Origin of the sequence: Listeria sp. SHR_NRA_18 (assembly GCF_003856515.1) — a bacterium.
GTDB lineage: Bacteria > Bacillota > Bacilli > Lactobacillales > Listeriaceae > Listeria_A > Listeria_A newyorkensis.
The window spans coordinates 148,742-171,853 of record NZ_QPKR01000002.1; the positions used below are offsets into that span (position 1 = coordinate 148,742).

17 protein-coding genes are annotated in these 23,112 nt (G+C 42.7%); 6 read left to right on the top strand and 11 right to left on the bottom strand.

What is annotated here, in order from left to right; all coding sequences use genetic code 11:
- Positions 1-187: 187 nt before the first annotated feature.
- The gene (locus tag DUK53_RS04850) at positions 188-676 is read left to right on the top strand and encodes a GNAT family N-acetyltransferase (RefSeq protein ID WP_036094754.1); all 489 of its coding nucleotides are present in this window, start codon (positions 188-190) and stop codon (positions 674-676) included.
- A gap of 56 nt (positions 677-732) precedes the next feature.
- On the opposite strand, the gene DUK53_RS04855 is transcribed toward DUK53_RS04850, so the two are convergent.
- The 4 genes from DUK53_RS04855 to DUK53_RS04870 form a co-directional block, all read right to left on the bottom strand.
- Entirely contained in the window at positions 733-1,404 is a 672-nt protein-coding gene (locus tag DUK53_RS04855) for a Crp/Fnr family transcriptional regulator (protein WP_052164946.1), read from the bottom strand.
- Positions 1,405-1,582: 178 nt separating this feature from the next.
- Positions 1,583-2,983: a replicative DNA helicase gene (dnaB, locus tag DUK53_RS04860; protein ID WP_052164947.1), complete on the bottom strand. Its 1,401-nt coding sequence runs from the start codon at positions 2,981-2,983 to the stop codon at positions 1,583-1,585.
- Positions 2,984-3,118: 135 nt separating this feature from the next.
- A complete protein-coding gene (gene rplI, locus DUK53_RS04865) occupies positions 3,119-3,565 on the bottom strand; it encodes a 50S ribosomal protein L9 (RefSeq protein WP_036132180.1) in 447 nt (148 codons plus the stop codon).
- A gap of 1 nt (position 3,566) precedes the next feature.
- On the bottom strand, positions 3,567-5,543 hold the full coding sequence (locus DUK53_RS04870; protein WP_036132185.1) for a DHH family phosphoesterase: 1,977 nt from the start codon (positions 5,541-5,543) through the stop codon (positions 3,567-3,569).
- 408 nt (positions 5,544-5,951) lie between these two features.
- On the opposite strand from DUK53_RS04870, the gene DUK53_RS04875 reads away from it, so the two are divergent.
- Both DUK53_RS04875 and DUK53_RS04880 read left to right on the top strand, forming a co-directional pair.
- Positions 5,952-9,035, top strand: a complete 3,084-nt coding sequence (locus DUK53_RS04875) for a polysaccharide lyase family 8 super-sandwich domain-containing protein (RefSeq protein WP_036132188.1) — start codon at positions 5,952-5,954, stop codon at positions 9,033-9,035.
- Positions 9,036-9,179: 144 nt separating this feature from the next.
- Positions 9,180-11,858, top strand: coding sequence for an immunoglobulin-like domain-containing protein (locus DUK53_RS04880; protein ID WP_036132191.1), 2,679 nt, complete (start codon positions 9,180-9,182; stop codon positions 11,856-11,858).
- A 70-nt stretch (positions 11,859-11,928) separates the two neighbouring features.
- On the opposite strand, the gene DUK53_RS04885 is transcribed toward DUK53_RS04880, so the two are convergent.
- Positions 11,929-14,061 carry an MMPL family transporter gene (locus DUK53_RS04885; protein ID WP_036094748.1) on the bottom strand — a complete coding sequence of 711 codons (2,133 nt, stop codon included), beginning with the start codon at positions 14,059-14,061 and terminating at the stop codon, positions 11,929-11,931.
- A 135-nt stretch (positions 14,062-14,196) separates the two neighbouring features.
- Here DUK53_RS04885 and DUK53_RS04890 point away from each other — a divergent pair, with 135 nt between their 5' ends.
- The gene (locus tag DUK53_RS04890) at positions 14,197-14,742 is read left to right on the top strand and encodes a TetR/AcrR family transcriptional regulator (RefSeq protein WP_036081475.1); all 546 of its coding nucleotides are present in this window, start codon (positions 14,197-14,199) and stop codon (positions 14,740-14,742) included.
- A gap of 89 nt (positions 14,743-14,831) precedes the next feature.
- Positions 14,832-15,575, top strand: coding sequence for an HNH endonuclease (locus tag DUK53_RS04895; RefSeq protein ID WP_052164948.1), 744 nt, complete (start codon positions 14,832-14,834; stop codon positions 15,573-15,575).
- 69 nt (positions 15,576-15,644) lie between these two features.
- Here DUK53_RS04895 and DUK53_RS04900 read toward each other — a convergent pair whose 3' ends face one another.
- The 6 genes from DUK53_RS04900 to rpsF all read right to left on the bottom strand — a co-directional run bounded on the left by DUK53_RS04900 (position 15,645) and on the right by rpsF (position 21,070).
- Positions 15,645-16,532: an aldo/keto reductase gene (locus tag DUK53_RS04900; RefSeq protein ID WP_201740714.1), complete on the bottom strand. Its 888-nt coding sequence runs from the start codon at positions 16,530-16,532 to the stop codon at positions 15,645-15,647.
- A gap of 330 nt (positions 16,533-16,862) precedes the next feature.
- Positions 16,863-17,864: a DUF4003 family protein gene (locus DUK53_RS04905; protein ID WP_036132197.1), complete on the bottom strand. Its 1,002-nt coding sequence runs from the start codon at positions 17,862-17,864 to the stop codon at positions 16,863-16,865.
- Between the two features lie 139 nt (positions 17,865-18,003).
- Positions 18,004-19,398: a branched-chain amino acid transporter BcaP gene (gene bcaP, locus DUK53_RS04910; protein WP_036094745.1), complete on the bottom strand. Its 1,395-nt coding sequence runs from the start codon at positions 19,396-19,398 to the stop codon at positions 18,004-18,006.
- A gap of 464 nt (positions 19,399-19,862) precedes the next feature.
- Positions 19,863-20,102: a 30S ribosomal protein S18 gene (gene rpsR, locus DUK53_RS04915; protein WP_036061496.1), complete on the bottom strand. Its 240-nt coding sequence runs from the start codon at positions 20,100-20,102 to the stop codon at positions 19,863-19,865.
- A gap of 54 nt (positions 20,103-20,156) precedes the next feature.
- Complete coding sequence (gene ssb, locus DUK53_RS04920) at positions 20,157-20,717, bottom strand: single-stranded DNA-binding protein (RefSeq protein WP_036094744.1); 561 nt, start codon at positions 20,715-20,717, stop codon at positions 20,157-20,159.
- Positions 20,718-20,776: 59 nt separating this feature from the next.
- On the bottom strand, positions 20,777-21,070 hold the full coding sequence (gene rpsF / locus DUK53_RS04925) for a 30S ribosomal protein S6 (RefSeq protein ID WP_036094743.1): 294 nt from the start codon (positions 21,068-21,070) through the stop codon (positions 20,777-20,779).
- A 469-nt stretch (positions 21,071-21,539) separates the two neighbouring features.
- On the opposite strand from rpsF, the gene DUK53_RS04930 reads away from it, so the two are divergent.
- A complete protein-coding gene (locus DUK53_RS04930; protein WP_036094742.1) occupies positions 21,540-22,997 on the top strand; it encodes an AcpB/EbpR/MafR family transcriptional regulator in 1,458 nt (485 codons plus the stop codon).
- The last annotated feature ends 115 nt before the right edge of the window (positions 22,998-23,112 follow it).

Genomic DNA, 23,112 nt, shown 5'->3' on the forward strand with positions numbered 1-23,112 from the left:
CAGCCATTTTTGTATTCGTTTTCATTCTCAGTATATCGACCCCCATTTCGAAAATCAATGACACACGAGCAACTCCTATGATAAGTCTATTTTTATGAGTTTTGTCTACCTTCCCAACCCGCTCCACTTCCCATCAAATCTCCAATATGCTACGATAATACTATCTTTCAAATAAAGGAGTTTTACCATGCATATAAAAATTGCAAAATCAAAAGAAGATAGCCAACATATTTCCAAACTCGCACACCACATCTGGCACGAACACTATCCTTCTATCATTACCGAAGAACAAATCGACTACATGTTGAACAAATTCCAATCCGCTGACACCATATATAGCGAAATCACGAATGGCACAACCTACCTCATGGCCTACCAAGACTCCACATTCGTTGGCTACGCGGCATTCTACCAAAAAGACACCGAACTATTCCTTAGTAAACTATACATTGATCCCACCTACCACAAACAAGGAATTGGCAAACAACTATTCACCGAAATCACCCAATTTGCAGAAAAAAACAACTTGCCAAGCATCCGACTTTTCGTGAATAAATACAACATAAATTCCATCGAAGCCTACAAAAAAATGGGGTTCACCGTCGAAAAAGCCCTTATAACCGATGTCGGCGGCGGTTTCATCATGGACGATTACACCATGACCTACACGCTCTAAAACATAAAAAGAGGATAGTCTCGCCACTTTTATACGGGCACTATCCTCTTTCTGTCCTATTCTTGCAAAAAATCAATGGAATGGAATATAAACTGATTTGCAGCACCATCAATATACCCTTCATCACTCCAATTCTTCCACGTCTGCGTCATTGTTTTCGTACTTACATTAGCATAATTCGAAATAATTTTCTTTGTGAAACATCTTTCCAGTATCACTGTTTCGCCTTCTAAAACAGCATATTTCGGTAACAATGCTGCTAAACAATGCTTCAGCCGTATTTCACTCGGTTCTCGCATAATTAAACATTGTTCTACTAAGAAACCGTCATGGTTCATGTGATTCATATACAAATAAATCCAGCCCTCTTGCATACTGAGTAATAATTCAACCACAGCTTCACGTTGAAACGCATACACACTGCATCGCTCTAACGCTCTAAAAGTATATAAACTTTCCTCAATAATAAAAGTGTTACTTAACCCAGCAATCTGGCTAGCCCCTAAAAATGAAATGACTTGCCCCTCACGTTCTAATGAAACTACACCACTCTCGATAAAATATACGACTGGATCAATTTCTTTCTCCATTATTAGAACTGTTTGTTTAGGTACAGTCTTCTTCGTATAAGGTACTCGATTTTCTAACAATGTATCCAAAAAATTCTCGTAATTAAATCGATTGCGAATGACGCGGTGACTGTATAATTCAACTAACATCTCTTGCATATTATTCGCCCTCCCCTCTCTTGTTATCTTAACCGTACTTTAACGATACCATTATTTACCCCAAAAAAAATAACATATTTCCTGTAAATGAGTCCCAAATGCATAGATTTTGTTACAGTTTGCAAAATAAAAAAACAGTTGTAAAACCAAATTTGGCTGTTACAACTGCTTTTGCATCCTAGGCTCCATGCGGAACTTGAGAGTCATCATACCTCACTTCGAGGTTGACGAATTTATTATATTCTTTTACAAACGCCAACTGCACGGTTCCAACTGGTCCGTTACGCTGTTTGGCAATGATAATTTCGATTGTACCATCGTTCTCGCTTTCATGATCATAGTAATCGTCACGATATAAGAAGGCCACGATATCCGCATCTTGCTCGATCGAACCAGATTCACGAATATCTGACATCATTGGGCGCTTATCTTGTCGTGATTCCACGCTACGTGACAGCTGCGACAGTGCAATAACCGGGATTTTTAATTCCCGCGCAAGAGCTTTTAGGGAACGTGAAATTTCGGAAACTTCTTGTTGCCTATTTTCACCGCCATTACGGCCACTTCCTGAAATCAGCTGCAAGTAATCAATCACGATCATGCCAAGGCCAGCTTCTTGTTGCAGACGACGGCATTTAGAACGGATTTCGTTCACACGCACGCCTGGTGAATCATCGATATAAATACCCGAATTAGATAGCGTCCCCATCGCGATCGTCAACTTCTGCCAATCATCGGCGGTTAGGGAACCGGTACGCAAGTTCTGAGCGTTGATATTACCTTCTGCGCAGAGCATCCGCATCACGAGCTGCTCCGCCCCCATTTCGAGACTAAAAATCGCGACATTTTCATCGGTTTTAGTAGCCACATTTTGCGCGATATTCAGTGCGAAGGCGGTTTTACCCACGGAAGGACGGGCGGCCACGATAATCAAATCATTGCGTTGAAAACCCGCCGTCATGTGATCAAGCGCACTAAATCCACTCGGAATCCCAGTAATATCACCTTTTCGATTATGAAGAATCTCGATATCATCATACGTTTTGACGAGGACATCTTTAATATTTTTAAAAGCCCCTACGTTTTTACGTGAAGAAACTTCCAAAATATTCTTTTCGGCTTCGTCCATGAGGGTTTCGACTTCATCCTCGCGCGCATAACTATCCGTCGCGATTTGCGTCGCGGTGCGAATCAGTCTACGCAACAAGGCTTTGTCTTCCACAATATGGGCGTAATATTCTAAATTGGCTGCGGTCGGAACCGCTCCAGAAAGCTCCGTCAAATACGGCAAGCCACCGACATCCTCAATTTTTCCAGTGGACGCCAATGCTTCATAAATAGTCACCACATCGACAGCTTTTCCTTGATCGCTCAGTTCAAGCATTGCTTGGAAAATATGTTGATGCGCCTGGCGATAAAAATCATCAGGCATTAAAATTTCTGAGGCTGTGATTAGGGCTTCGGGTTGCAGGAATACTGCACCTAAAACGGCTTGTTCAGCCTCAATATTTTGAGGTGGGGTACGATCTAGTGTATCCACATTCACCCTCCTTTCATGCGGGCACCGACAAGCATCCATCTCCGTCGTTGAAGTCTGTGCTCCGATGCTCACGTACAGTCGTACGCTCTGCTTCGGTGCTCAACTTCGCCTAGGGTCTGGACGCTTGTCGGCGCCCGCTCGTTTGGACTCTCAATCATGAGGATTAGTTCGGCTTTATTCTTCGGAAACGTGGACATCCAGTGTTGCAACGACTTCGTGGTGTAGTTTCACTGGGACTTTTGTGTGTCCTAGTGCGCGGATGGCTTCTGGGAGGTCGATTTTGCGTTTGTCGACTTTGATTTTATGGTCCTTCTCTAAGGCTTGGGCGATTTGTTTCGACGTGATGGATCCGAAAAGTCGGCCGCCTTCGCCTGATTTTGTTTTTAGTTCAATTGTTAGTTTTTCAACGGTTTCTTTCAAGGCTTTTGCGTCTGCGAGTTCTTGTGCCGCTTCTTTTTCTGTTTTCTTTTTTTGACCTTCAAGCGCGCTGATACTGCTACTCGTCGCTGCTGTTGCTAGGCCTTTTTTAATGAGGAAGTTTTGTGCGTAGCCCTCTGCTACCTCTTTGATTTCGCCTTTTTTAGCTGTGCCTTTTACGTCTTTTAAAAATATAACTTTCATCTTAGTTTTCTCCCTTCCAATAAGCATCGATGGCTTGTAAAAGTTGTTTTTTAGCTTCTGAAATTGTACTATTTTTTATCTGAGTGGCCGCATTGGATAAATGTCCGCCGCCGCCCAGTTTTTCCATGATCACTTGGACATTGATTTCGCCGAGTGAGCGCGCGCTAATCCCGATCATCTTATCCGGGCGTAGCGTAATGACGAATGAGGCCTGAACGCTCTCCATCGAAAGCATCGTGTCTGCCGCCTGAGCCGCAATGACCGTATCGAAAACTTCATCTTCGTGTCCCGTCGCAATCGCCATGCCATCATGGTACACTTCCAATGACTCGACCAAGCGACTCCGCTGCCTAAACGTCTCAATATCCTCTTTCAAAAATTGCTGCACAAGAACGGTATCTGCACCAAGCGATCGTAAATAACTCGCCGCGTCAAACGTACGTGAACCAGTGCGAAGCGTGAAGTTTTTCGTATCCACAACAATTCCCGAAAGGAGTGCCGTTGCTTCAATTTTGCCAACTTTTTCAGTGGCTGGTTGATATTCGAACAGCTCAGTCACAAGCTCTGCCGTCGAGGAAGCGTATGGCTCAATGTAGACGAGCACAGGGTTCTCAACGAATTCTTCGGAACGGCGATGGTGATCGACAACCACGACATGTGCTGCGGTCTCCAACAATTCGCGATTGATAACCATCGAAGGTTTATGCGTATCGACGACGACCAGCAAACTCTTGTCTGTAATCATATCAAGCGCAGCCTGTGGCGTGATAATGTTGCGAATCACGTCCGGATACTTCTCGATTTCGCGCATCAAACGCTGCACATCCGGACTCATTTTGCCCGGCTCCACCACGACATAACCCTGCCGCTCGTTCATTTCCGCGATTTTCATCACGCCTAGACTCGAACCGACCACATCCATATCCGGATAACGATGCCCCATCACGAAAACTTGATCGCTCTGCGTAATGATTTCCTGCAACGCCTGCGAGATAACCCGCGCCCGAACCCGCGTCCTTTTTTCCATCGGATTCGTCTTGCCGCCATAAAAACGAACTTGGCCCTCCGGCTGCTTAATCACGACCTGATCCCCGCCACGACCGAGCGCCAAATCAAGCCCCGACTGCGCCAGATCCGCCAAATCAATCAAATCATCCTCTTTGTAACCAATCCCAACACTGAGCGTCAGCGGAATATTCTGCTTCGACGTCCGCTCCCGAATCCGGTCAAGAATCTGGAATTTCTCCTCCTCAAGCCGTGCCAACTGCGCCTCCGTCAAAAAGGCAATAAAGCGATCCGACGAAATCCGTTTCAAATAAATCCGGTGTTCCTTCGCCCAGTTCGTCAACATCGACGTCACCAAATTGTTCAGCGCGCTACGTCTACGGTCATCCATCCCCTGCGTCCACTCATCATAATTATCCAGAAAAATGATCGCAAAAACCGATTTATCCGCCTGATAGCGCGTATTCAAATCATAGTATTCCGTCCGGTCATACAAATAAATAATGCGTTCCTTCCGTTTCACAATCGTATCAAAACGGTGCTCCCGCCAAGCAATCGACTGAATCCCCTGGTCCTCTTCCCCACGAATCACCGTCAAAAACTCCGGCCCAACATCCGCGAGCGACGACCCTAAAATGTCATCATCCTGCCCAAAATATTTCGCCATAAACGGGTTAAACCATTCCACATTATAATTCTCATCATATAGTAAAATCCCCATCGGCATCTCAACCAGCGCCTCACCCTCACTGCGCTTAATCCGATACGACAAGTTCGAAATATACTCCTGAACCTCTTTATTCAACCGATTCTCCATGAAAAACAGCGTTATAATGAGCGATGTAACAGCAACAAATAAGAGTACTGCCAACCACCACTTATAATAAAAAGTGACAACCGTCAGGACAAGTACGACTGCTATTAGCCCATACAATGGATATTTTAGCATTCTCTTCTGAAAAAAGCCTGACATCAGCGAAAAGCCCCCTTGCTTTCTTAGATTAGCATCGAAATTAGGTGTCTATTGTTATGTAATTAGCCTTGTAAATATAAATTTCCAAGCATCCCTTTAAGATTCCATCCCCGTTTTTGCGCGAAGATAAGAATACTCTAATCATACCATAAATCGGGTTTTGAATGTTACTATGAAGCGAAAATGTAACAATGTTTGTTTTGTTGCACAAAAAACATATACCCTACTAAACCGTATTTTTTGCACCGAAATTGCGAATAAGTATACTTTTCCAGAGCGTTAAGTGACAATGTTGTGTATTTTGTAATTTCATGATTAAAATAACCGAAAATTATATTGCGCTTATATCGCGAATTATGTAGCATGAACTAGAATGCGAAATTTTCTAAAAAAGGGGATATAACACTTATGAAAAAATATTGGTTTACAGGGATTTTAGCATTATTTTTGCTCTTCATTTGCTCGAATAAAGTATTGGCAGATGGTTTTCAACAGACGCCTGCAGAACGGGACCGGGCATTGCAAAATTGGGAGCAGTCACTCGTAGGTACTAGCTTTTCAGACTCTAACACTGACTTAAAGAAACTACTGAATGCTAAAGAAGATACATTCAAAAAAGAAATTCTAAACCGTTACACCGACAGTCCGGACATACTTTTCACAGATATGCCCAAAACTCTAAATGATCTCGGCCAAGTCGCCGCAAAAGTTGAGGATAAAGAGCCCCACCTTAAAATCCCAACCAGATGGACATCAACTCAATGGACGACAACGGCAAAAAGAATTGAAGAAATGGCAATACTCTATAAGACACCAAATTCTAGCTATTATAAAGATAAGGAACTAGGTAGTAAAATAATCAAAGCACTTGAATGGTATAACAAAAATATATACAGTGCACCTAACGGATTCATGGGAATTACAGATAGTTGGGATATTAAAGTTGGTAGCGAAAAGCCACCGACCAATGGAAGCGTCTGGTATGATAATCAAATCGCAGCTCCACTCTCACTTGTCAACACACTCGCTTTAATGGGAAACACCGATGAAAAAACGGATGAATCTAACAAAATTCCGACTGAACTATTGCAAAAATATATGCTGGCCTTTGATTATTTTGAACCATCTGTTTATAATGGCACATCCGCAAGCGGCGATCACGTCGGAACTGGAGCAAACCGGATTAATAAAGGCTTTGTTATCCTCCTGCGTGGAATTATTGACTCCAATGCAGATAAGGCTCAAGTAGGTATTGATACGATACGACGTGGATACCTTACAGTTACCGCAGGAGACGGGTATTACAGTGACGGCTCGTTCATCCAACACCAATACCTCCCTTACAACACAGGATACGGCGCTGATGCATTGGCTCGCTTCGCTGATTTATACCGATTATTCGATGGTACAAATGGAATGAGAAACTACACAGGCTCTCTCGCTATATTTAATCTACTAGATACAGCTTATGCCCATGTTTTTTATAAAAATGAAACACTTGATATGACTCGCGGACGCACAATTGCGTTCCCCACTAACAAAAGTGAAAACTTAGCAAACACAATGATGTACAACATATATACCATCAGCGCAAAAAAAACGTTGGGCGGTAACACCGATACAGAGTACATTAATAAGTACAGAAATTTTGTAAAATCATCTATCTTCGAAAAATCATTACAACCAAACTTCTACGCTGATCTCACACTCCCAGTGGCCCAAGCGTTTCAGGCATTATTAGCAGATAGCGGAACTTCTAGTGAATACTCCGAAAAGCCCACGAACGTAATGATGTCAAGAGCTAGCCAAATGATTGATCAAAAGCCCGGATACAAAGTTGGATTAAGTATGTTTTCTAAGAATGTCTCTGCGTTTGAATACCTCAGTGCCACAAATCTGCTCGGCTTTTATACAGGAACCGGTGTACTATCCCTATATAACGGAGACGACGCCTTCAAAGATGACTACTATCCAACTGTAGGTATGACTAGTTTACCTGGTACTACAACTGATTTGATGACTCGAAATCTTGTAGCAGAAGGAGTTGAAGACAACCAACTCTATCCTAATACCGAATCATGGACCGGTGGTATATCAGACAAAGTAAACGGCTCTGCTACAATGGACTATACTATGAAAGAAGTAACTGGAAGTAATCTCAAAGCTAGTAAATCATGGTTCTTTTTAAACGGAAAAATTGTAGCGATGGGAAATGGCATCTCAAATACTGGAGGCCCTAATATACAAACCATTGTTGAAAATCGACAACTACTCGACACCTCAAGGGCTTTTAGTGTCAACGGACAAAATATTTCCCTATCTAACCCAGTAAGCCAAATCACAAATGCTAAGTGGGCGCATCTGGATGGCACAACGCCTAGCCAAGATATCGGTTACGTTTTCCCATATCCTACAAATGTTGACGCCTATAAAAGAGAGCAGTCTGGAAAATGGAAGGATATGAGTACAAGGAATACCAATGACAACATAGTCACTGCCACATATGCCGGCTTAACTATACCTCATGGGGCAAATCCTTCAAATGCTTCTTACATGTACATGATTTTACCTGGTAGCTCCAAGGAAAATACAGAGAAAACTGCTACTAATCCTGGCATATTAACTACGAATACAAGTACCGTTCAAGGCGTACTTGACAAAGAACAAGACTTAGCAATCATGAACTACCGCGCACCCGGAGAAGCTGGCTATCCAACAATCACAAATCATAACTATAATAGCAAAGCCTATACACCTGGTTCTATCATGATTCGTTATGCTAACACAGAAGATAAACAAACAAAAACAATCACACTATCAGATCCTTCTAGAGAGGCAGACTCTATCCATTTTTCTGTTCCTAAAGAGTCATATACAGCAATTAATACAAAATCCGAAAAAGGTACCATCACATCGGCAGGGGATAACTGGGATATAACTGTTGATACAACAGGAAAATCAGGCGAATCATTCCAGTTCACTTTTGAAAAAGATCCTCCAGCATTAAAAGCTAACAACTTTACGCTTGGTACTGATAGTTACGTGAAAGGCACCTACACCGGAGATATAACTAAGATTGCGTTAGAAGTAGACGGAACCCTAAAATCCACCATATCTGTATCCAACTCTGTTTATCAATATTATGCACTCAGCCAAATAAAAGCACTCACTAATGAAGTGTACATCATTGGATACGATTCATCCGGTTCTGAAGTGGCACGCTCCAAAGTGGCTGTATATCCGAAACCCGAAATAAAAACAAATGCATTTACTATCGGCACAGACAGTTATGTGGAGGGAACGTATGCCGGAAATATAGCCAAGATTTCCTTAGAGGTAGACGGGGTTGTCAAATCAATGATATCCGTAACTGGTTCGGCTTATAAATATTATGCCCTTAATCAAATACAGAAAACCTCTAAAGAAGTATATATTATTGGCTATGACCCCTCTGGTACTGAATTGAAACGTTCAAAAGTCACTCTGCAATAACTTGTAATAAATTTTCGTTGATCCTATCAAATATCACTGAACTATCTTGACACCTACGCTAGTATTTTTGCAACATACTAATATATATTGCTTCGTGTAATAATATAGAAAATAAAATACAACATAGTCAGAGGGGATAATAATATGAAAAAGGGAAAAATGATGAAGAAAATAGTATTGGCTGCTACGGTAACGAGCGCCGTACTGGTTGCTAGTATTTTTGGAACACCGATTAAGAGCTTGGCGAACGAGGTTGAGAATCAAGAAGGGAGCAGAATAATAGAGTCCAAGGCAGCGCTATTGACTAACGAATTAACAGGACTTAATCCAAACCCAATGTCGGCTAGTGATATAAACCCTCCCGTGACAAAAGCTGCGATACCAGTCGATTTTCTAAAAAATACAGAATTTAAAGGATTCGATAATTGGACACCACTTTGGTGGAATGAGACTTATCACCATGGAGGCGATGATTGGATTGAGTCAATGGATGTCACTGCGGCCAAGTTCACAGCGGCTAACAATGAAGGTTTTTCTGGTGTCTCTGATCGCCCATTCCAAGCTAGAGCAAATAGTGATGGCAGTGTAGATTTGAGGGGGGGCGTCAGAAGTGACCTCTCTTTTGATGAAACGGGACAAGATGAATATTTCGATAATCAAGGTGGTATTTTTCAGACATTCGCTACAATCCCAGGGCATACGTATCAGTTTAAGGCTAAAGGGAAGGTATTAGAAGCGTCGCCGGATGATTATGAGTATCGTATCAGTATAAGTGATGGTAACGTTCCAAAGATTTCTGATAGATATGATCTATATTATGAAGATAAAGTATATAAAGATTCGGTGCAATTTAAAGCCACTTCTACTGTATCAAATGTTTTGTTACGAGTCCAAGGCGATGCGGTAATACAATTTTCCGAATTAAAATTATATGATAGAACAGAAGTGGCTCCAACAACTATAACATCAGCATCTGATATTATGGATCCAGAAGCTGGGGTAATTTCAGGAACAGGAGAACCTAATTCAACCGTAAAAATCTATGAATCCGTATATAATTATGTAGATTTTAACACCATTCAAATTGGTAGTGGTACAGTTGGTGCAGATGGAAAATGGACTGTCTCTATTCCTACTCTAATTATAAATGATGATGTTTACGGGTATTATAATCGTGTTTACGCCACCACAGAAACGGATGGCTTTATATCGAAATCTCGATTGCTTCCTATAGCACCATTCCCATCTATGACCCTACTCTCTTTCATGTATGGAGAAGATACTTATATTCGCGGAAATTATATGGGTTTGATTACACAGGTAGAACTACAAGTGAATAATGAAGCTAAAGAACGAGTGAATATCACGAATGGGAAAATACAGTACAATACGAAAAATTTCATTACATCTGCCGAGGACAAGGTAAAATTAATCGGTTACAACTCAGCAGGTAAACAGATATTCGAGCGTACTGTGAATGTTGTACCCGAACCTAAACCGGGTGATGGCGAACTATTCACCAAACCTCATGTGGTAGGTCAACAAATAGAAGGAACATATACTGGAAAAGTCGATAAGGTTAGTGTGCAGATAAATGGCGTAGATTCAGGGAAATATCCGGTTTTTGCGGATGGTACATTCAAGATTTATCGTTGGGCTACAGAAATAAATGACAAAGTAACAGTTATTGGCTATAATTCAGCTGGCAGGAAAGTATGCGAGACGAAAGTAGCAATAATACCTAAGAATTTCGCTATAGCTCTGTCTGATTATAGGGTGGCAGATGCTTATATCGAAGGAAGATATACAGGGCCCGTAGCTAAAGTCGGTTTAATCGTAAACGGTGTCGCGAAACAACAAATCAATGTGACAGATGGAATAATAAAATATTATTCCAAACCACTGATTACGAAAACAACAGATAAAGTAACGCTCGTAGGCTATAATTCTGATGGACTCGTAGTTGGACAAAAAAATGTGACAATCAAAGACAATGTAAATGTGACGCCTTCCACCTATTATACAGATGACCAATATGTAAAAGGAGCGTACACAGGGGATGTGAGCAAAATTAGCCTGACAGTAAATGGCGTAGAAGGCTCTAAAATCCTAGTATCAGGAGACAATTTCCAATACTATGCCGCCAAATTAATTAAAAACACCACTGACATCGTGTATATTAATACGTATGATGGACTAGGAAATTTCATCAATAAAACGCTGGTTCCAGTAGCCCTTAAAGGAAAAATCACAGCTACCAATGCCTATCAAATTGGCACTGACAACTATGTGACAGGGCACTATACAGGAGGCATCGCAAAAGTAGAGCTTCAAATTAACGGCGTAGCTAAACAACGTATCAACGTAACAGGTGGAACGATAAAATACTATGCAAAACTACTTATTACAAATGCAACAGATAAGGTAACGCTTGTTGCTTACGATTCAGCGGGATCTGCTGTATCTTCTGCTAATGTTCTTATAAAGACCAATATAAGTGCAACAGCTAACCCATTCGTACTCGGAACTGGCTACGTGAGCGGAACGTATGCAGGTTCGGTCGGCAAAATCAGCCTAACAGTAAATGACGTAGAAGGCACTAAAATTTCGGTATCAGGAAACAATTTCCAATACTATTCATCAAAAATAATTAAAAACGCATCAGACGTCGTGTATGTTAATACGTATGACGGACTAGGCAATTTCGTTAATAAAACGCTGGTCTCCGTAATCCCTAAAGGAAAAATTACAGATAAGGTAACGCTTGTCGGTTACAGTTCAGCGGGTTCTGCAGTTTCCTCTATGACCATTAACATTAAATAGACGGCGCATAAAAACCCGCGGACGACGTATGAGATTACGATGTCCGCGGGTTTTATGCTACTAAAAATCCTTACTTCTTATCCTTCAAATGATGCCCTTCAATATCCATCGATGGCAACACTTTATCCAACCATTTCGGCATGTACCATGAGCCTTTTCCGAATAGTTTTGTTAGGGCTGGGATGATTGTTAGACGCACGATAAATGCATCGAATAGGACACCGAAGCCTAGCGCGATCCCGATTGATTTGATCATTGGGTCTGGTGCGAAAACGAAGCTGATGAAGACGGAGAACATGATCAGAGCTGCTGCAATGATGACGGGGCCGCTTTCTTTCAAGCCAGTTTTGATGGAATGCGTGTTGTCTTTTGTTAGTGTGTACTCTTCGTGGACGCGGGACATGAGGAATACCTCGTAATCCATTGCGAGTCCGAACAGGATGCCGATCGTGATGACTGGCAGAAAGGCGAGAACTGGGCCGGTGGTGCTGATGCCGAACAGTTCGCTAAATACGCCGTCTTGCATAACCATCGTCGTGAAGCCGAGTGTTGCTGTTAGTGAGAGCACGAAGCCAAGAACGGCAGTCAGTGGAATCAGTAGTGAGCGGAACACGACTGTGAGCAGGATGAATGCCAATACAACAATAACGGTTGCAAAAACTGGAATCGCGTCGTTGAGTTTTTGGGACATGTCGATGTTGATTGCGCTTTGTCCGGTTACTTCCATGTTGACGCCGTATTTGCTATCGGCTGTTTTTGCGTAGCTGCGTAAATCATGAACGAGTTGCGTTGTTTTACTGCTTGTCGGTCCTGTTTTTGGAATGACGGTAATCAGCGCGTAGTCACCATTTTCATTCGGCATTGGCGGCGTTACGATGGCCACGTCTTTCATACCAGAAATGTGTTTTGTGACTGCGGCTAGATTGGCAGCACTGCCTTTTTCTGTTGTATCCGCTAAAATAACCAATGGTCCGTTGAAACCTTCGCCAAATTTGTCGGATAGAATATCGTACGCTTTCTTCTCGGTGGAGTCTTTCGGTTTCGAGCCGTTATCCGGGATTCCGAGTTCCATCGAGCCGAACGGGATGCTGAGTCCGCCGAGAACGATAACCGCGATTAGGAAGGCAATAAGTGGTTTCCCAACAACGAATTTCGTCCAAATGTTGTCGCCTTTTTTGCCGGCTTTTTCTTTTTGTGGCTTAATTTTCTTATGGAAAACGCCGATGAATGCTGGGATTAGGATTAGCGCGGAAAGCACGGCGAATAGGACGCTGAGTGCGGATGCGAGTCCCATAACGGTCAGGAATTCGATGCCGACAAGGGATAAACCACATACGGCGATAATAACGGTAATTCCGGCAAAAATGACGGCGCTACCTGCTGTTCCTGTCGCGAGTCCGACTGCTTTTAGGTGATTTTTCTCGGTGCGGATGATTTGGCGGTATTTAAATAGGATAAATAACGCGTAATCTATCGCAACGGCGAGGCCAATCATGACCGCCAGCGTGAGCGTGACGTTTGGCATTTCGAAATAACTGGAAATGATCGCAATAATGCCGACACTTGTTCCCAAGCTTAGAATCGCCGTGATAATTGGCAGTCCTGCTGCGATTACCGAACCAAATGCGATGATCAGGATGACTAGCGCCACCACGATACCGATTGCTTCTGATGAACCGCCGATATCCATTGGTGTAATCATGACATTACCAGTCATCTCGGTTTGAAGATGCTTGTCATCCATGCCTTTTAGCGCATCTTTGACTTTATCAATCGATTTCTCATTGACCGCGAGCGCACTGACATTGTAACTAATGTCCGCAAATGCAGTTGTCATGTCTGGACTGATTGTTTTTGCTTCGTACGGGTTCGCGATGCTTTCTATTTTGTCATCACTTTTCTTAATTTCTGCTAAAACTTGCGTGATTGCAGCTTGAGATTCAGGTGTCACAATGCCTTTTTCTTGGTCGCTTTTAAAGACGACGCGGATGCTGCCTTTTTGACTGTCCTGCTTGAATTCTTCCTCGATTTTATTCGATGTATCTAGTGATTTAAGACCGCTCATTTTGATGTCATCTGTAAAATTAATACCTTTGACGCCTAGTACGGCCACGATTATTCCTAAAACAACAAACCAGGAAATGATTGTTTTCCATTTGTGTTTAGCGAAAGTCTGTCCTAATTTGTAAAGTAAATTTGCCAATTGGTTGTTTCCTCCTTCGATTCACGCTATTATATATTTATAGACATACAGTGTATATTACACGATTTCGAGATGAAATGTAAGAACCAGATTGTTTGGTCTGTATAGTTAAGCAACACTTTAGGAGATGTGTAGATGAATGATTCGGATTTACGTGTGCGAAAAACGAAAAATGCACTTTATAAAACGCTATTGCAAATGCTTGAAACGCAGGAGCTGGCTAGTGTTACAGTGAATAGTATTTGTAAGGAAGCTTTGATTCACCGGACTACTTTTTATAAGCATTTTTTTGATAAGTATGATTTGTTAATGTATGTGTTGCATGAGCAGTTTCAGGACTATTTTGCGTTGGATATTAAGGACCGGATTAATCATCCGTTTCAGTCTGGGTTTGATACGGTATACATGGATATGCAGTTGGTGCTTGAGAAGCAGAAGAATGATGATACGTTTTTCAAGACGATGGCTTCGTTTTTTTTGACGGAATTTCAGAAGGATATCGAGGCGAATATGGATAAATTGACGCTTTCAGATGATATTCCCGCTGAGCTGTTGACGTATATTTATGCGGCAAATTTGGGCGCGATTATGTATTGGTCGCAGCAGATGACAACGCCCGCCGATTGGGCACAGATGGATAAGCTGTTTAAGGCCGTTTTGCCGGTGAAAATCGATTTATAAACGTTTAAAATGTTACAAAAACTATTTTTGACTCTTCTAGCTATCCATTGTACAATTCTCGTATGGACATACTGCATAGGAGGTTAGACATGAAGACAGTTTTCGATGGGGTTCATTATTTTTATGACTATAGGTTACTGGCAAAAAAGGAAAGTATCACGGCTATCTCGCTTCATACCAACAAGCAAGGTAAGCGCAAAATATCTTATGACGAGGCCAAACAGCTTATTAGTGGTGGCGTTGCTGGCTTAATTCAGCCAGATCGGATTCATATTTTTTACCGAGAAATAGATATTAAACGAATGGTTCGCAGGCGCGATCGGCAACTATGCGTTTATTGTGGCGGTCGCGGCGATACGGCGGATCATGTCATTCCGGCTTGCGAGAACGGTCTCACAACGTTCACAAACCTAGTCTGCGCTTGCATGACATGTAACTTCGCAAAAGATTCACTCCCGTTGCATCTGTATCAGAAGCGCTTACTCCACATGACATTACTACAACGATGGCAACATTCGCGGAAATTAAAACGACAACAGGTTATCCCATTCCTGCCAAAAGACACGCAACAATATCAAGTTTTCTACGCCCGCACGAAAAAAGCAAATAAAACAATCACCGATACAGCCCTCTTGATTCAAAATTTAGATAAAAAACTCGTGGCTATCAACGCTCGGTTGAACAAAATGGAAAATCAGATCAAGCAAACGAGTAAAGCATCGCAAAGCCAGTTTGGACAACTCGGCCATGCTATTCAAAAAACACAGCATTTATTAGCCGAACAGCTAGAGGTTACTGCTAAACGGACACTATGGCAAAGAATATTTCGTTAAATAAAAGTGACACATGCAAAACCGCCTCAAATTCGGTGGTCATGCATGTGTCCTTTTTTATTCGTCGGATTAAGGCAATTCATTACCCGCTGCCAAATAGATTTCATACCATTCTTGTCGTGTCAGCGTAATATTAGACGCCGCGCTAATCGCTTGCAAACGTTCAGGGTTCATCGTGCCAACCACCGTTTGAATCTTCGCCGGATGACGTAAAATCCACGCTGTCGCAATCGCCGTATTTTCCACGCCTTTTTCAGCAGAAATGCGATCGATCACTTTGTTCAACTCAGGGAATTTCGGATTATCGAGGAAAACCCCTTCGAAAAAGCCGAATTGGAACGGCGACCACGCTTGAATCGTAATATCTTTCAGACGGCAATAGTCTAAAATGCTGCCATCACGGTCAATCGAGCGGTCAATTTTCATGTTCACATTAAGCCCTGCGTCAATCATGCCCGTGTTGGTAATGCTGAGCTGCAGCTGATTTGCGACCAATTTTTGTTCCACGTATTTGCTCAAAAGCTCGATTTGCATCGGGTTCTGGTTACTCACACCAAACTCGCGCACTTTGCCACTTTTCTTAAGCGCTGTGAACGCCTCCGCTACTTCTTCCGGTTCCACTAATGTATCAGGACGGTGAAGCAATAAAATGTCGATATAATCCGTCTGCAAACGTTTTAAAATACCGTCCACCGACTCTAAAATATGTTCTTTCGAAAAATCGAACATGCCTGGGCGAATGCCACATTTCGACTGTAAAATCATTTTTTCGCGTACCGCTGGATTCATTCCCACCGCATCCGCAAAAACTTCCTCTGATTTTCCGCCACCATAAATATCCGCGTGATCGAAGAAATTAATCCCCGCATCCATCGCTGTGTTAATCATTTTTGCCGCATCGTCCTTCGATAAATCGGCCATACGCATACAACCAAGCGCGATTTCAGGAACGAGCATGCCACTGTTACCAAGATTAATTTTGTTCAATGGAAACACCTCTTTGTCTTATTTGATAAATGAGTCTGGAGCCTACCTCAGATAAATCGGCGACAAGCGTTCGCATTCAGGGGAGTTGACAGACTTCCGGTTCTCACATACACCAGTATGCTCCGCTTCCGGCTTCCGCCAACTCCCCTGAATACAAACGCTTTCGCTCGATTTGTGTTAAGCGAAATTTTACGTCCCACCCACTTTAGGTTGGCGATTCTCCCTGTTCTGAGTTTTATCACAGCTTCATTTGATAAACACTTACCCTCTCATTTTTACACTGTCTCGGGGCGAAGTCAATTAAGAACCTCCGCCACTACTCGCAGCCGCCGCACTGGCTGCCGCTGCTGCACTGGCCGCTGCCGCTCGCTCGATTGCAATCAACACGTGCACCGATACCATCAAGCTCTCGACCTGATCTTTCGTCATGTTGCGCGCCTGATCCTCCGTGTACAAACTAAGCGCCATCGCCGTGTAGAACTCCCGATTCCAACGCAAACCGCTGTCCCCCCGCATCGCCTCTAGCAAATCAAAAAACACCGCATCCAGCTCCGCACTTTCCCTCACATACGCCAAAATTCCAAGCGTCACATAATGAATCGGTCTAATTTTCACATCCGCATGCTCGAGCTCTTCCGCCAAATGCACCACTTTTTTCACATGATTCGCGTCACGATCCAAATAAATCAGCGTAGAAGTCGCCGCCAAAAACTGCAAACTGTCGTTTCTTCGGAATCCCGCACGATTAAATTCAGTAAAATAATACTCATTGATTTCCGTCAACTGCTCCACCGAAAGCGACGTATCCAGCTGCGCCATCAAAACCGCCGACGTCACATCCTCCGCCCCCGTCAAAAACGGATGCTGCTTCCGCAAAGCCATGTAAATATTACGCGCCCGCTCCGCCACATTTCGCGGCTTATCCGCCGTCCGCAAAAGCAAATACGCGCCAAAATACGTAAAGTTCGTCCGTTTGAATCCGCTTTCCACAAGCAATTCATAATTATCAATCACGCGCGCCACGGTCTTCTCATCATTTTGCCCATTCACCAATAACAGCCCAGCAAGCGACGCCCGCGTATTCCCATCGAGCGCATTGAAAAACCCCAATTGCTTCTTAAAAAGCGTCGTCGTATCCTTAAAAGCCTGACCGTCCATCACTTCCTGCTCACTTGTGAATAATTGCGCCACCAAAAACCTGATCCGCTTATCAACGCCCATCACGCCCGAATTTTTCACCTGCTGAAAGTTCACTAATAAATCACGAACGATTCTACCACTATCAAAAACCAAATCTGCCATCCGCCGTCGCACTCCTTTGATATCACGTTATTTATTATCCCTATTGTACCAAAGGAAGAAAAAGACTACAAACACGAAAAAATTTTGCTCCGACCAAAAATAATACCCTAGCTACCGACGTAGCTAAGGTACCTTTTTCCTATTTATTCAACGTACTGTTCCTACGTCCAAATGTGAAATATAAAACCAAGCCTAGCAAGAACCAAACCCCGCACGCAATCCACGTTTCAACGGATAATCTCGTAATCAAGAATAGGCACATCAAGAAGGAGACGATCGGCAATACCGGATATAGCGGTGTTTTGAAGCCGCCAGTCGCAATCGATTTATTACGACGCAAAAAGATAATCCCAATCGAAACCATCATGAACGCGAACAACGTCCCCATATTCACCAGTTCCGCCAAGCGATTCAGCGGCACAAAACCAGCGAAAAACATGATAACAATCGCGTACGTCCAAGTACTTTTGATCGGCGTGTTTGTTTTTGCATCGATTTCCGCCATGCTTTTCGGCAACAACCCGTCACGACCCATCGCATAAATCAGGCGCGTTCCGCCATAAAGCATCACGAGAATAACCGTAATCATCCCAACAACCGCGCCCAGCGACACGATTCCCGCAATCCAATTTTGATTGATAACTTGTAGCGCAAAAGCAACTGGATCAGCCACGTTCAAGTCCTGATATGACACGATTCCAGTCAATACGATGGAAACCGCGATATACAAAACCGTACACACGAGCAGCGACCCAATAATCCCAATCGGCATGTTTTTCTGCGGATTTTTTACTTCCTCAGCAGCCGACGAAACCGCGTCAAACCCGAGATACGCGAAGAATACTAGCGCTGCACCGTTCAGCACGCCACTAAATCCAAATGGCATGAACGGCTCCCAATTATCCGGTTTCACATAGAATACGCCAACCAAGATAAATAGCAGGATCACGCTGATTTTCAAAATAACCATGAACGCGTTGACCCGTGTCGATTCACGAATTCCGCGCGTCAATAAGTACGCAATAATCGCGACAATCGCAATCGCCGGAATGTTGACATAAGTCCCAGCCGCCGGATTAAATGCACCCGAAATCGCATCGGGAATATGCAAGTTGAATCCAGACAGCAACGTTTTGAAATACGATGACCAGCCACTTGCAACCGATGCCACGGCCAAACCGTACTCCAGCAAAAGCGCCCAGCCGAGCAGCCAAGCAATAAATTCCCCAAAAATGACATAGCCATACGTGTAGGCACTTCCTGCAACCGGAACCGACGACGCAAACTCAGAGTAACAAAGAGCCGCGAGCGCACAGACTACCGCCGCAATGACAAAGGATAGCACGATTGCCGGCCCCGAATAAAGCGCCGCAATCGTTCCTGGTAAAATGAATATCCCAGTTCCAACAATCGCCCCGACGCCTAGGAAAATTAAATCCATCGCGCCAAGCGTTTTTTTCAAATGAATACTATTACTTTTATTATGAATAAGTGCTTCTAACGGTTTCTTTCTTAATAACGATTTCCAAAACATAATTTTTTATAGCTCCCTATTGTTTTTTGTTATAAAATGTATTTTAAAATCCTCTATCTATCATACACTTTAATGCGTATGTGCGTCAATGCTTTAAACGAGATAAGTAAAAGGAAGTACAGCTTGGGTTTGTTATGTATGTTTTTTGTAGGGCTGGGAAATTAGGTTGGAAAAGTTGGTTTGGATTGGTGGGGTATCGGGGAACAACTCTGATGGATTAACTGCTCGCTGTGCTCACCCTTATATTTTGGTTGTAATTCACTTCGTTCAAACAACCAATTGGCCTGCATTGGGGTGTATCTTCTAGCGAGGTTTTACTCTCAATCAGGTTTGGTGGGTGTATCAGGGGAACAACTCTGGTGGATTAACTGCTCGCTGCGCTCACCCTTATATTTTGGTTGTAATTCACTTCGTTCAAACAACCAAAACAAAACAAAACCTCCCGAAATCGGGAGGTTCAGGTTTTATTTCTCTTCAGCAACAAATGGTAATAATGCTACTTGGCGTGAGCGTTTGATAGCAATCGTTAATTTACGTTGATATTTAGCGCTCGTTCCAGTTACACGACGAGGAAGAATTTTTCCACGTTCGGAAACGAATTTTTTCAGTAACTCAGTATCTTTATAGTCGATATGCGTAATTCCGTTCGAAGTAAAGTAACAAACCTTTTTCCGACGGCGTCCGCCTCTGCGTCCTCCAGCCATTATAGTTTCCTCCTATCAAATTAAAATCCAGTCATACGTAATCTTCTCGATTTATTAGAACGGCAAATCGTCATCTGAAATGTCGATTGGCTTGCCATCACTAGCAAATGGATCGGCGTTACGTGGTGCTTGGTAACTCTGAGATTGAGGTTGTTGTTGATTCTGTTGTCCGTAGCTATTATCATTCTGTTGGTTGAAGCCGCCGCCAGTATTGCTAGTGCTATACGACTGCTGCTGTCCACCGCCATCATTATTGTTATTGCTGTAGCCACCACCATTACCGCCACCGTTTGCACTGCGGGGTTCTAGGAATTGGACACTTTCAGCAAGAATTTCTGTTACATAGACACGCTTACCGTCTTGACCTTCATAATTACGCGTTTGAACCTTACCGTCAACACCTGCTAAACTCCCTTTTTTAAGGAAATTCGCAACGTTTTCAGCCGGCTTTCTCCAAACAACACAATTGATGAAATCTGCTTCACGTTCTCCAGCTTGGTTAGTAAAGTTGCGGTTTACAGCAAGTGTAAATGTCGCAACTGCAACGCCCGCAGGAGTGTAACGTAATTCAGGATCTTTTGTCAGACGACCAACTAATACAACACGGTTCATCATAAGTAGAACCAACCTCCTCTCTTTTTTTCATAAAAATCCGAGCCATGACTCGGGGAATATTAAGCTTCTTCTTTAATGATCATGTGACGAATGATATCATCAGAAATTTTTGCTAAACGGTCGAATTCATTGATAGAATCCGCAGCAGTAGCAGAAATACGAGTGATTTGGTACAAACCGTCTTTATGGTCTTCGATTTCATAAGCCAAACGACGTTTACCCCAATCCTTCGATTCGATGATCTCCGCACCATTGTCAGTTAAAATGCCGTCGAAGCGCTCTACTAAAGCTTTCTTCGCCTCATCTTCAATGTTTGGACGGATAATGTACATAATTTCATATGTTCTTGCCATCTCTTTACACCTCCTTGTGGTCTTAGCGGCCCTAAGGTTGGTTCGATAAGCGATATAAATCGGCGGCAAGCGTTCGCATTCCAACAATTTTGCGGACTACAAACGCTTTCGCTCGATTTGTTTAAAGCAGAATTTTACGTCCTACCCATTTAAAAACAAGAAAGACCTACAATCTTTTTTAAGCGTTTCATCTCTTATATTATAACAACCTCTCCAGTCTTTCCAACACGTTTTGCGGCTTCGGGACTAGAAACGGGCAAGGAATAATTTTTAATTACTCACGAGGTATAATTATAGCATAGCTTATTGGGTATCGCAACCTTGATTGTGTTAGAAATAGCGTCGAATTTTCTGCTTTCTTCTATATAGTGATATTTCTACATTGCGCAAGAAAATGGTAACTCATATTTGACCTCAGCTGGAAATTTCATTAGGATAGTAGCATAAGGATACGAGGGAGGTTTTACTAGTGAAAAATATTATTCCCGCATCGGATTATCGCCGATTAAAACTACTCAATTTACTGTTTTTTGCAGATGCTCCGATTGTAAAAAAAGAAGTTGCTACTATTGTGGAATGTTCTGTTAATACTTTGAATGCGGACATCGAGACGCTCAACGCCACACTTCCCGAGGATGTCGCTCAGATTCTTGAGGCGGATAAAAAGCTATCGATGCAAACGACTCCTCAGATTAATTTTGATTATTTGACGGCGTATATGATATCGACAAGTCACCTGTTCCAATTGGCGCTTTCTGCTTTTGATGGCGAGAAAACGACAATCTCGGAATGGGCGGAGAACAATTTTGTGAGTCGGTCTACCTTCTATGTGAAATTGGCTGAGGTGGATACTTTCTTGGCTAGAAGTCGGCTTGTGCTGAACAATGCCCCGCTCGAAATACAGGGTGGTGAGATGAATATCCGTTTCTTTTTCTACCATCTTTTCAGTAAGTGCTATCCGTATTCTGGTTGGGTCATTCCGGATTTCGACTTTGAAACCTATATAGATAAATTTATTCAAAAATTCGAACATCATATGAAAGTTTATTTTTCACCTAGTACCCGTGTCGATTATGCAACGGCTATTGCAGTGTCTTTGAGGCGCATTAAACAAGGGCATACGATTAATCCAAGCGCGGAGGATGAGCAATTTTGGAAAGATATTTATACGTATCATAATGCGATGGAGATTGATTTTAGTGATTTGGAAGATGCGCTTGGTAGCCATATAATTCCTGTGGAGCGTTATATGATTATTATTATGTGTTTCCTGGGTTCGTTTACGTATGTCAATCGTGAACGGATGGTGATGCGCCTGTACTATAGCGAAAAATTTCAAGGTCCGCGTACATCGATTGCGGAGGATCTTTTGACGATTTTGAATGGTCGCGTTGCGGATACGCTTGCGCTAAAAGTGAGTATTGTGGATTATCTGGCGCGCTTTCTTTTCATTGAAAAAGCAAATCTGATCCTGGATGTCGATTATTTCTCGAAAAAACTTGTTCCCGATACGCAGGAGAAAGAAAAAATTATAACGACATTGAAAAAATATGAAACTTGGCCGGATTTTCAGTTTTTGAGGTCCAATCGAGAGGTTATTGCGACTTACATCCATAATCTTTTTTCTGTGGCGTTACTGACGGAGGCATATACTCGCGCTCTTCACGTTAAAATCATTTCAAAAAGCGGGTTCATGTGGGAGGAATATTTGAAAACGCAGATTCGCCGTTATTATTCGGAGGAAATGATTGTTTTCTGTGATGATCTAAAGCCTAGGGAACATTGGGCGCAACACGATCTTATTATCAGTGACTCGCCTCTGCCCAGCATCACGGACGTCGACGTGCTCGTTTGGCATATGCCGCCGATAAAACGAGATTTCACCGCTTTAGGTGAGGTTTTGGAAGCTAGATCCCATAGCAAATAAGAAAAAGCAGTATCATTCCCTACTTTTAGTTAGGTGAGTCATGCTGCTTTTTCTGCTTTTTAGCGAATAAATATGCACTCTGATGAATCACAAATCATGCGTTTTTAAGCTGTTA

What these genes read in the sequence shown, in the direction of transcription:
- DUK53_RS04850 (WP_036094754.1), top strand. Translation starts at nt 188, where the DNA reads ATGCATATAAAAATTGCAAAATCAAAAGAAGATAGCCAACATATTTCC.
- DUK53_RS04855 (WP_052164946.1), bottom strand. Translation starts at nt 1,404, where the DNA reads ATGCAAGAGATGTTAGTTGAATTATACAGTCACCGCGTCATTCGCAAT.
- dnaB (WP_052164947.1), bottom strand. Translation starts at nt 2,983, where the DNA reads ATGGATGCTTGTCGGTGCCCGCATGAAAGGAGGGTGAATGTGGATACA.
- rplI (WP_036132180.1), bottom strand. Translation starts at nt 3,565, where the DNA reads ATGAAAGTTATATTTTTAAAAGACGTAAAAGGCACAGCTAAAAAAGGC.
- DUK53_RS04870 (WP_036132185.1), bottom strand. Translation starts at nt 5,543, where the DNA reads ATGTCAGGCTTTTTTCAGAAGAGAATGCTAAAATATCCATTGTATGGG.
- DUK53_RS04875 (WP_036132188.1), top strand. Translation starts at nt 5,952, where the DNA reads ATGAAAAAATATTGGTTTACAGGGATTTTAGCATTATTTTTGCTCTTC.
- DUK53_RS04880 (WP_036132191.1), top strand. Translation starts at nt 9,180, where the DNA reads ATGAAAAAGGGAAAAATGATGAAGAAAATAGTATTGGCTGCTACGGTA.
- DUK53_RS04890 (WP_036081475.1), top strand. Translation starts at nt 14,197, where the DNA reads ATGAATGATTCGGATTTACGTGTGCGAAAAACGAAAAATGCACTTTAT.
- DUK53_RS04895 (WP_052164948.1), top strand. Translation starts at nt 14,832, where the DNA reads ATGAAGACAGTTTTCGATGGGGTTCATTATTTTTATGACTATAGGTTA.
- DUK53_RS04900 (WP_201740714.1), bottom strand. Translation starts at nt 16,532, where the DNA reads ATGCTCGTTCCTGAAATCGCGCTTGGTTGTATGCGTATGGCCGATTTA.
- DUK53_RS04905 (WP_036132197.1), bottom strand. Translation starts at nt 17,864, where the DNA reads ATGGCAGATTTGGTTTTTGATAGTGGTAGAATCGTTCGTGATTTATTA.
- bcaP (WP_036094745.1), bottom strand. Translation starts at nt 19,398, where the DNA reads ATGTTTTGGAAATCGTTATTAAGAAAGAAACCGTTAGAAGCACTTATT.
- rpsR (WP_036061496.1), bottom strand. Translation starts at nt 20,102, where the DNA reads ATGGCTGGAGGACGCAGAGGCGGACGCCGTCGGAAAAAGGTTTGTTAC.
- ssb (WP_036094744.1), bottom strand. Translation starts at nt 20,717, where the DNA reads ATGATGAACCGTGTTGTATTAGTTGGTCGTCTGACAAAAGATCCTGAA.
- rpsF (WP_036094743.1), bottom strand. Translation starts at nt 21,070, where the DNA reads ATGGCAAGAACATATGAAATTATGTACATTATCCGTCCAAACATTGAA.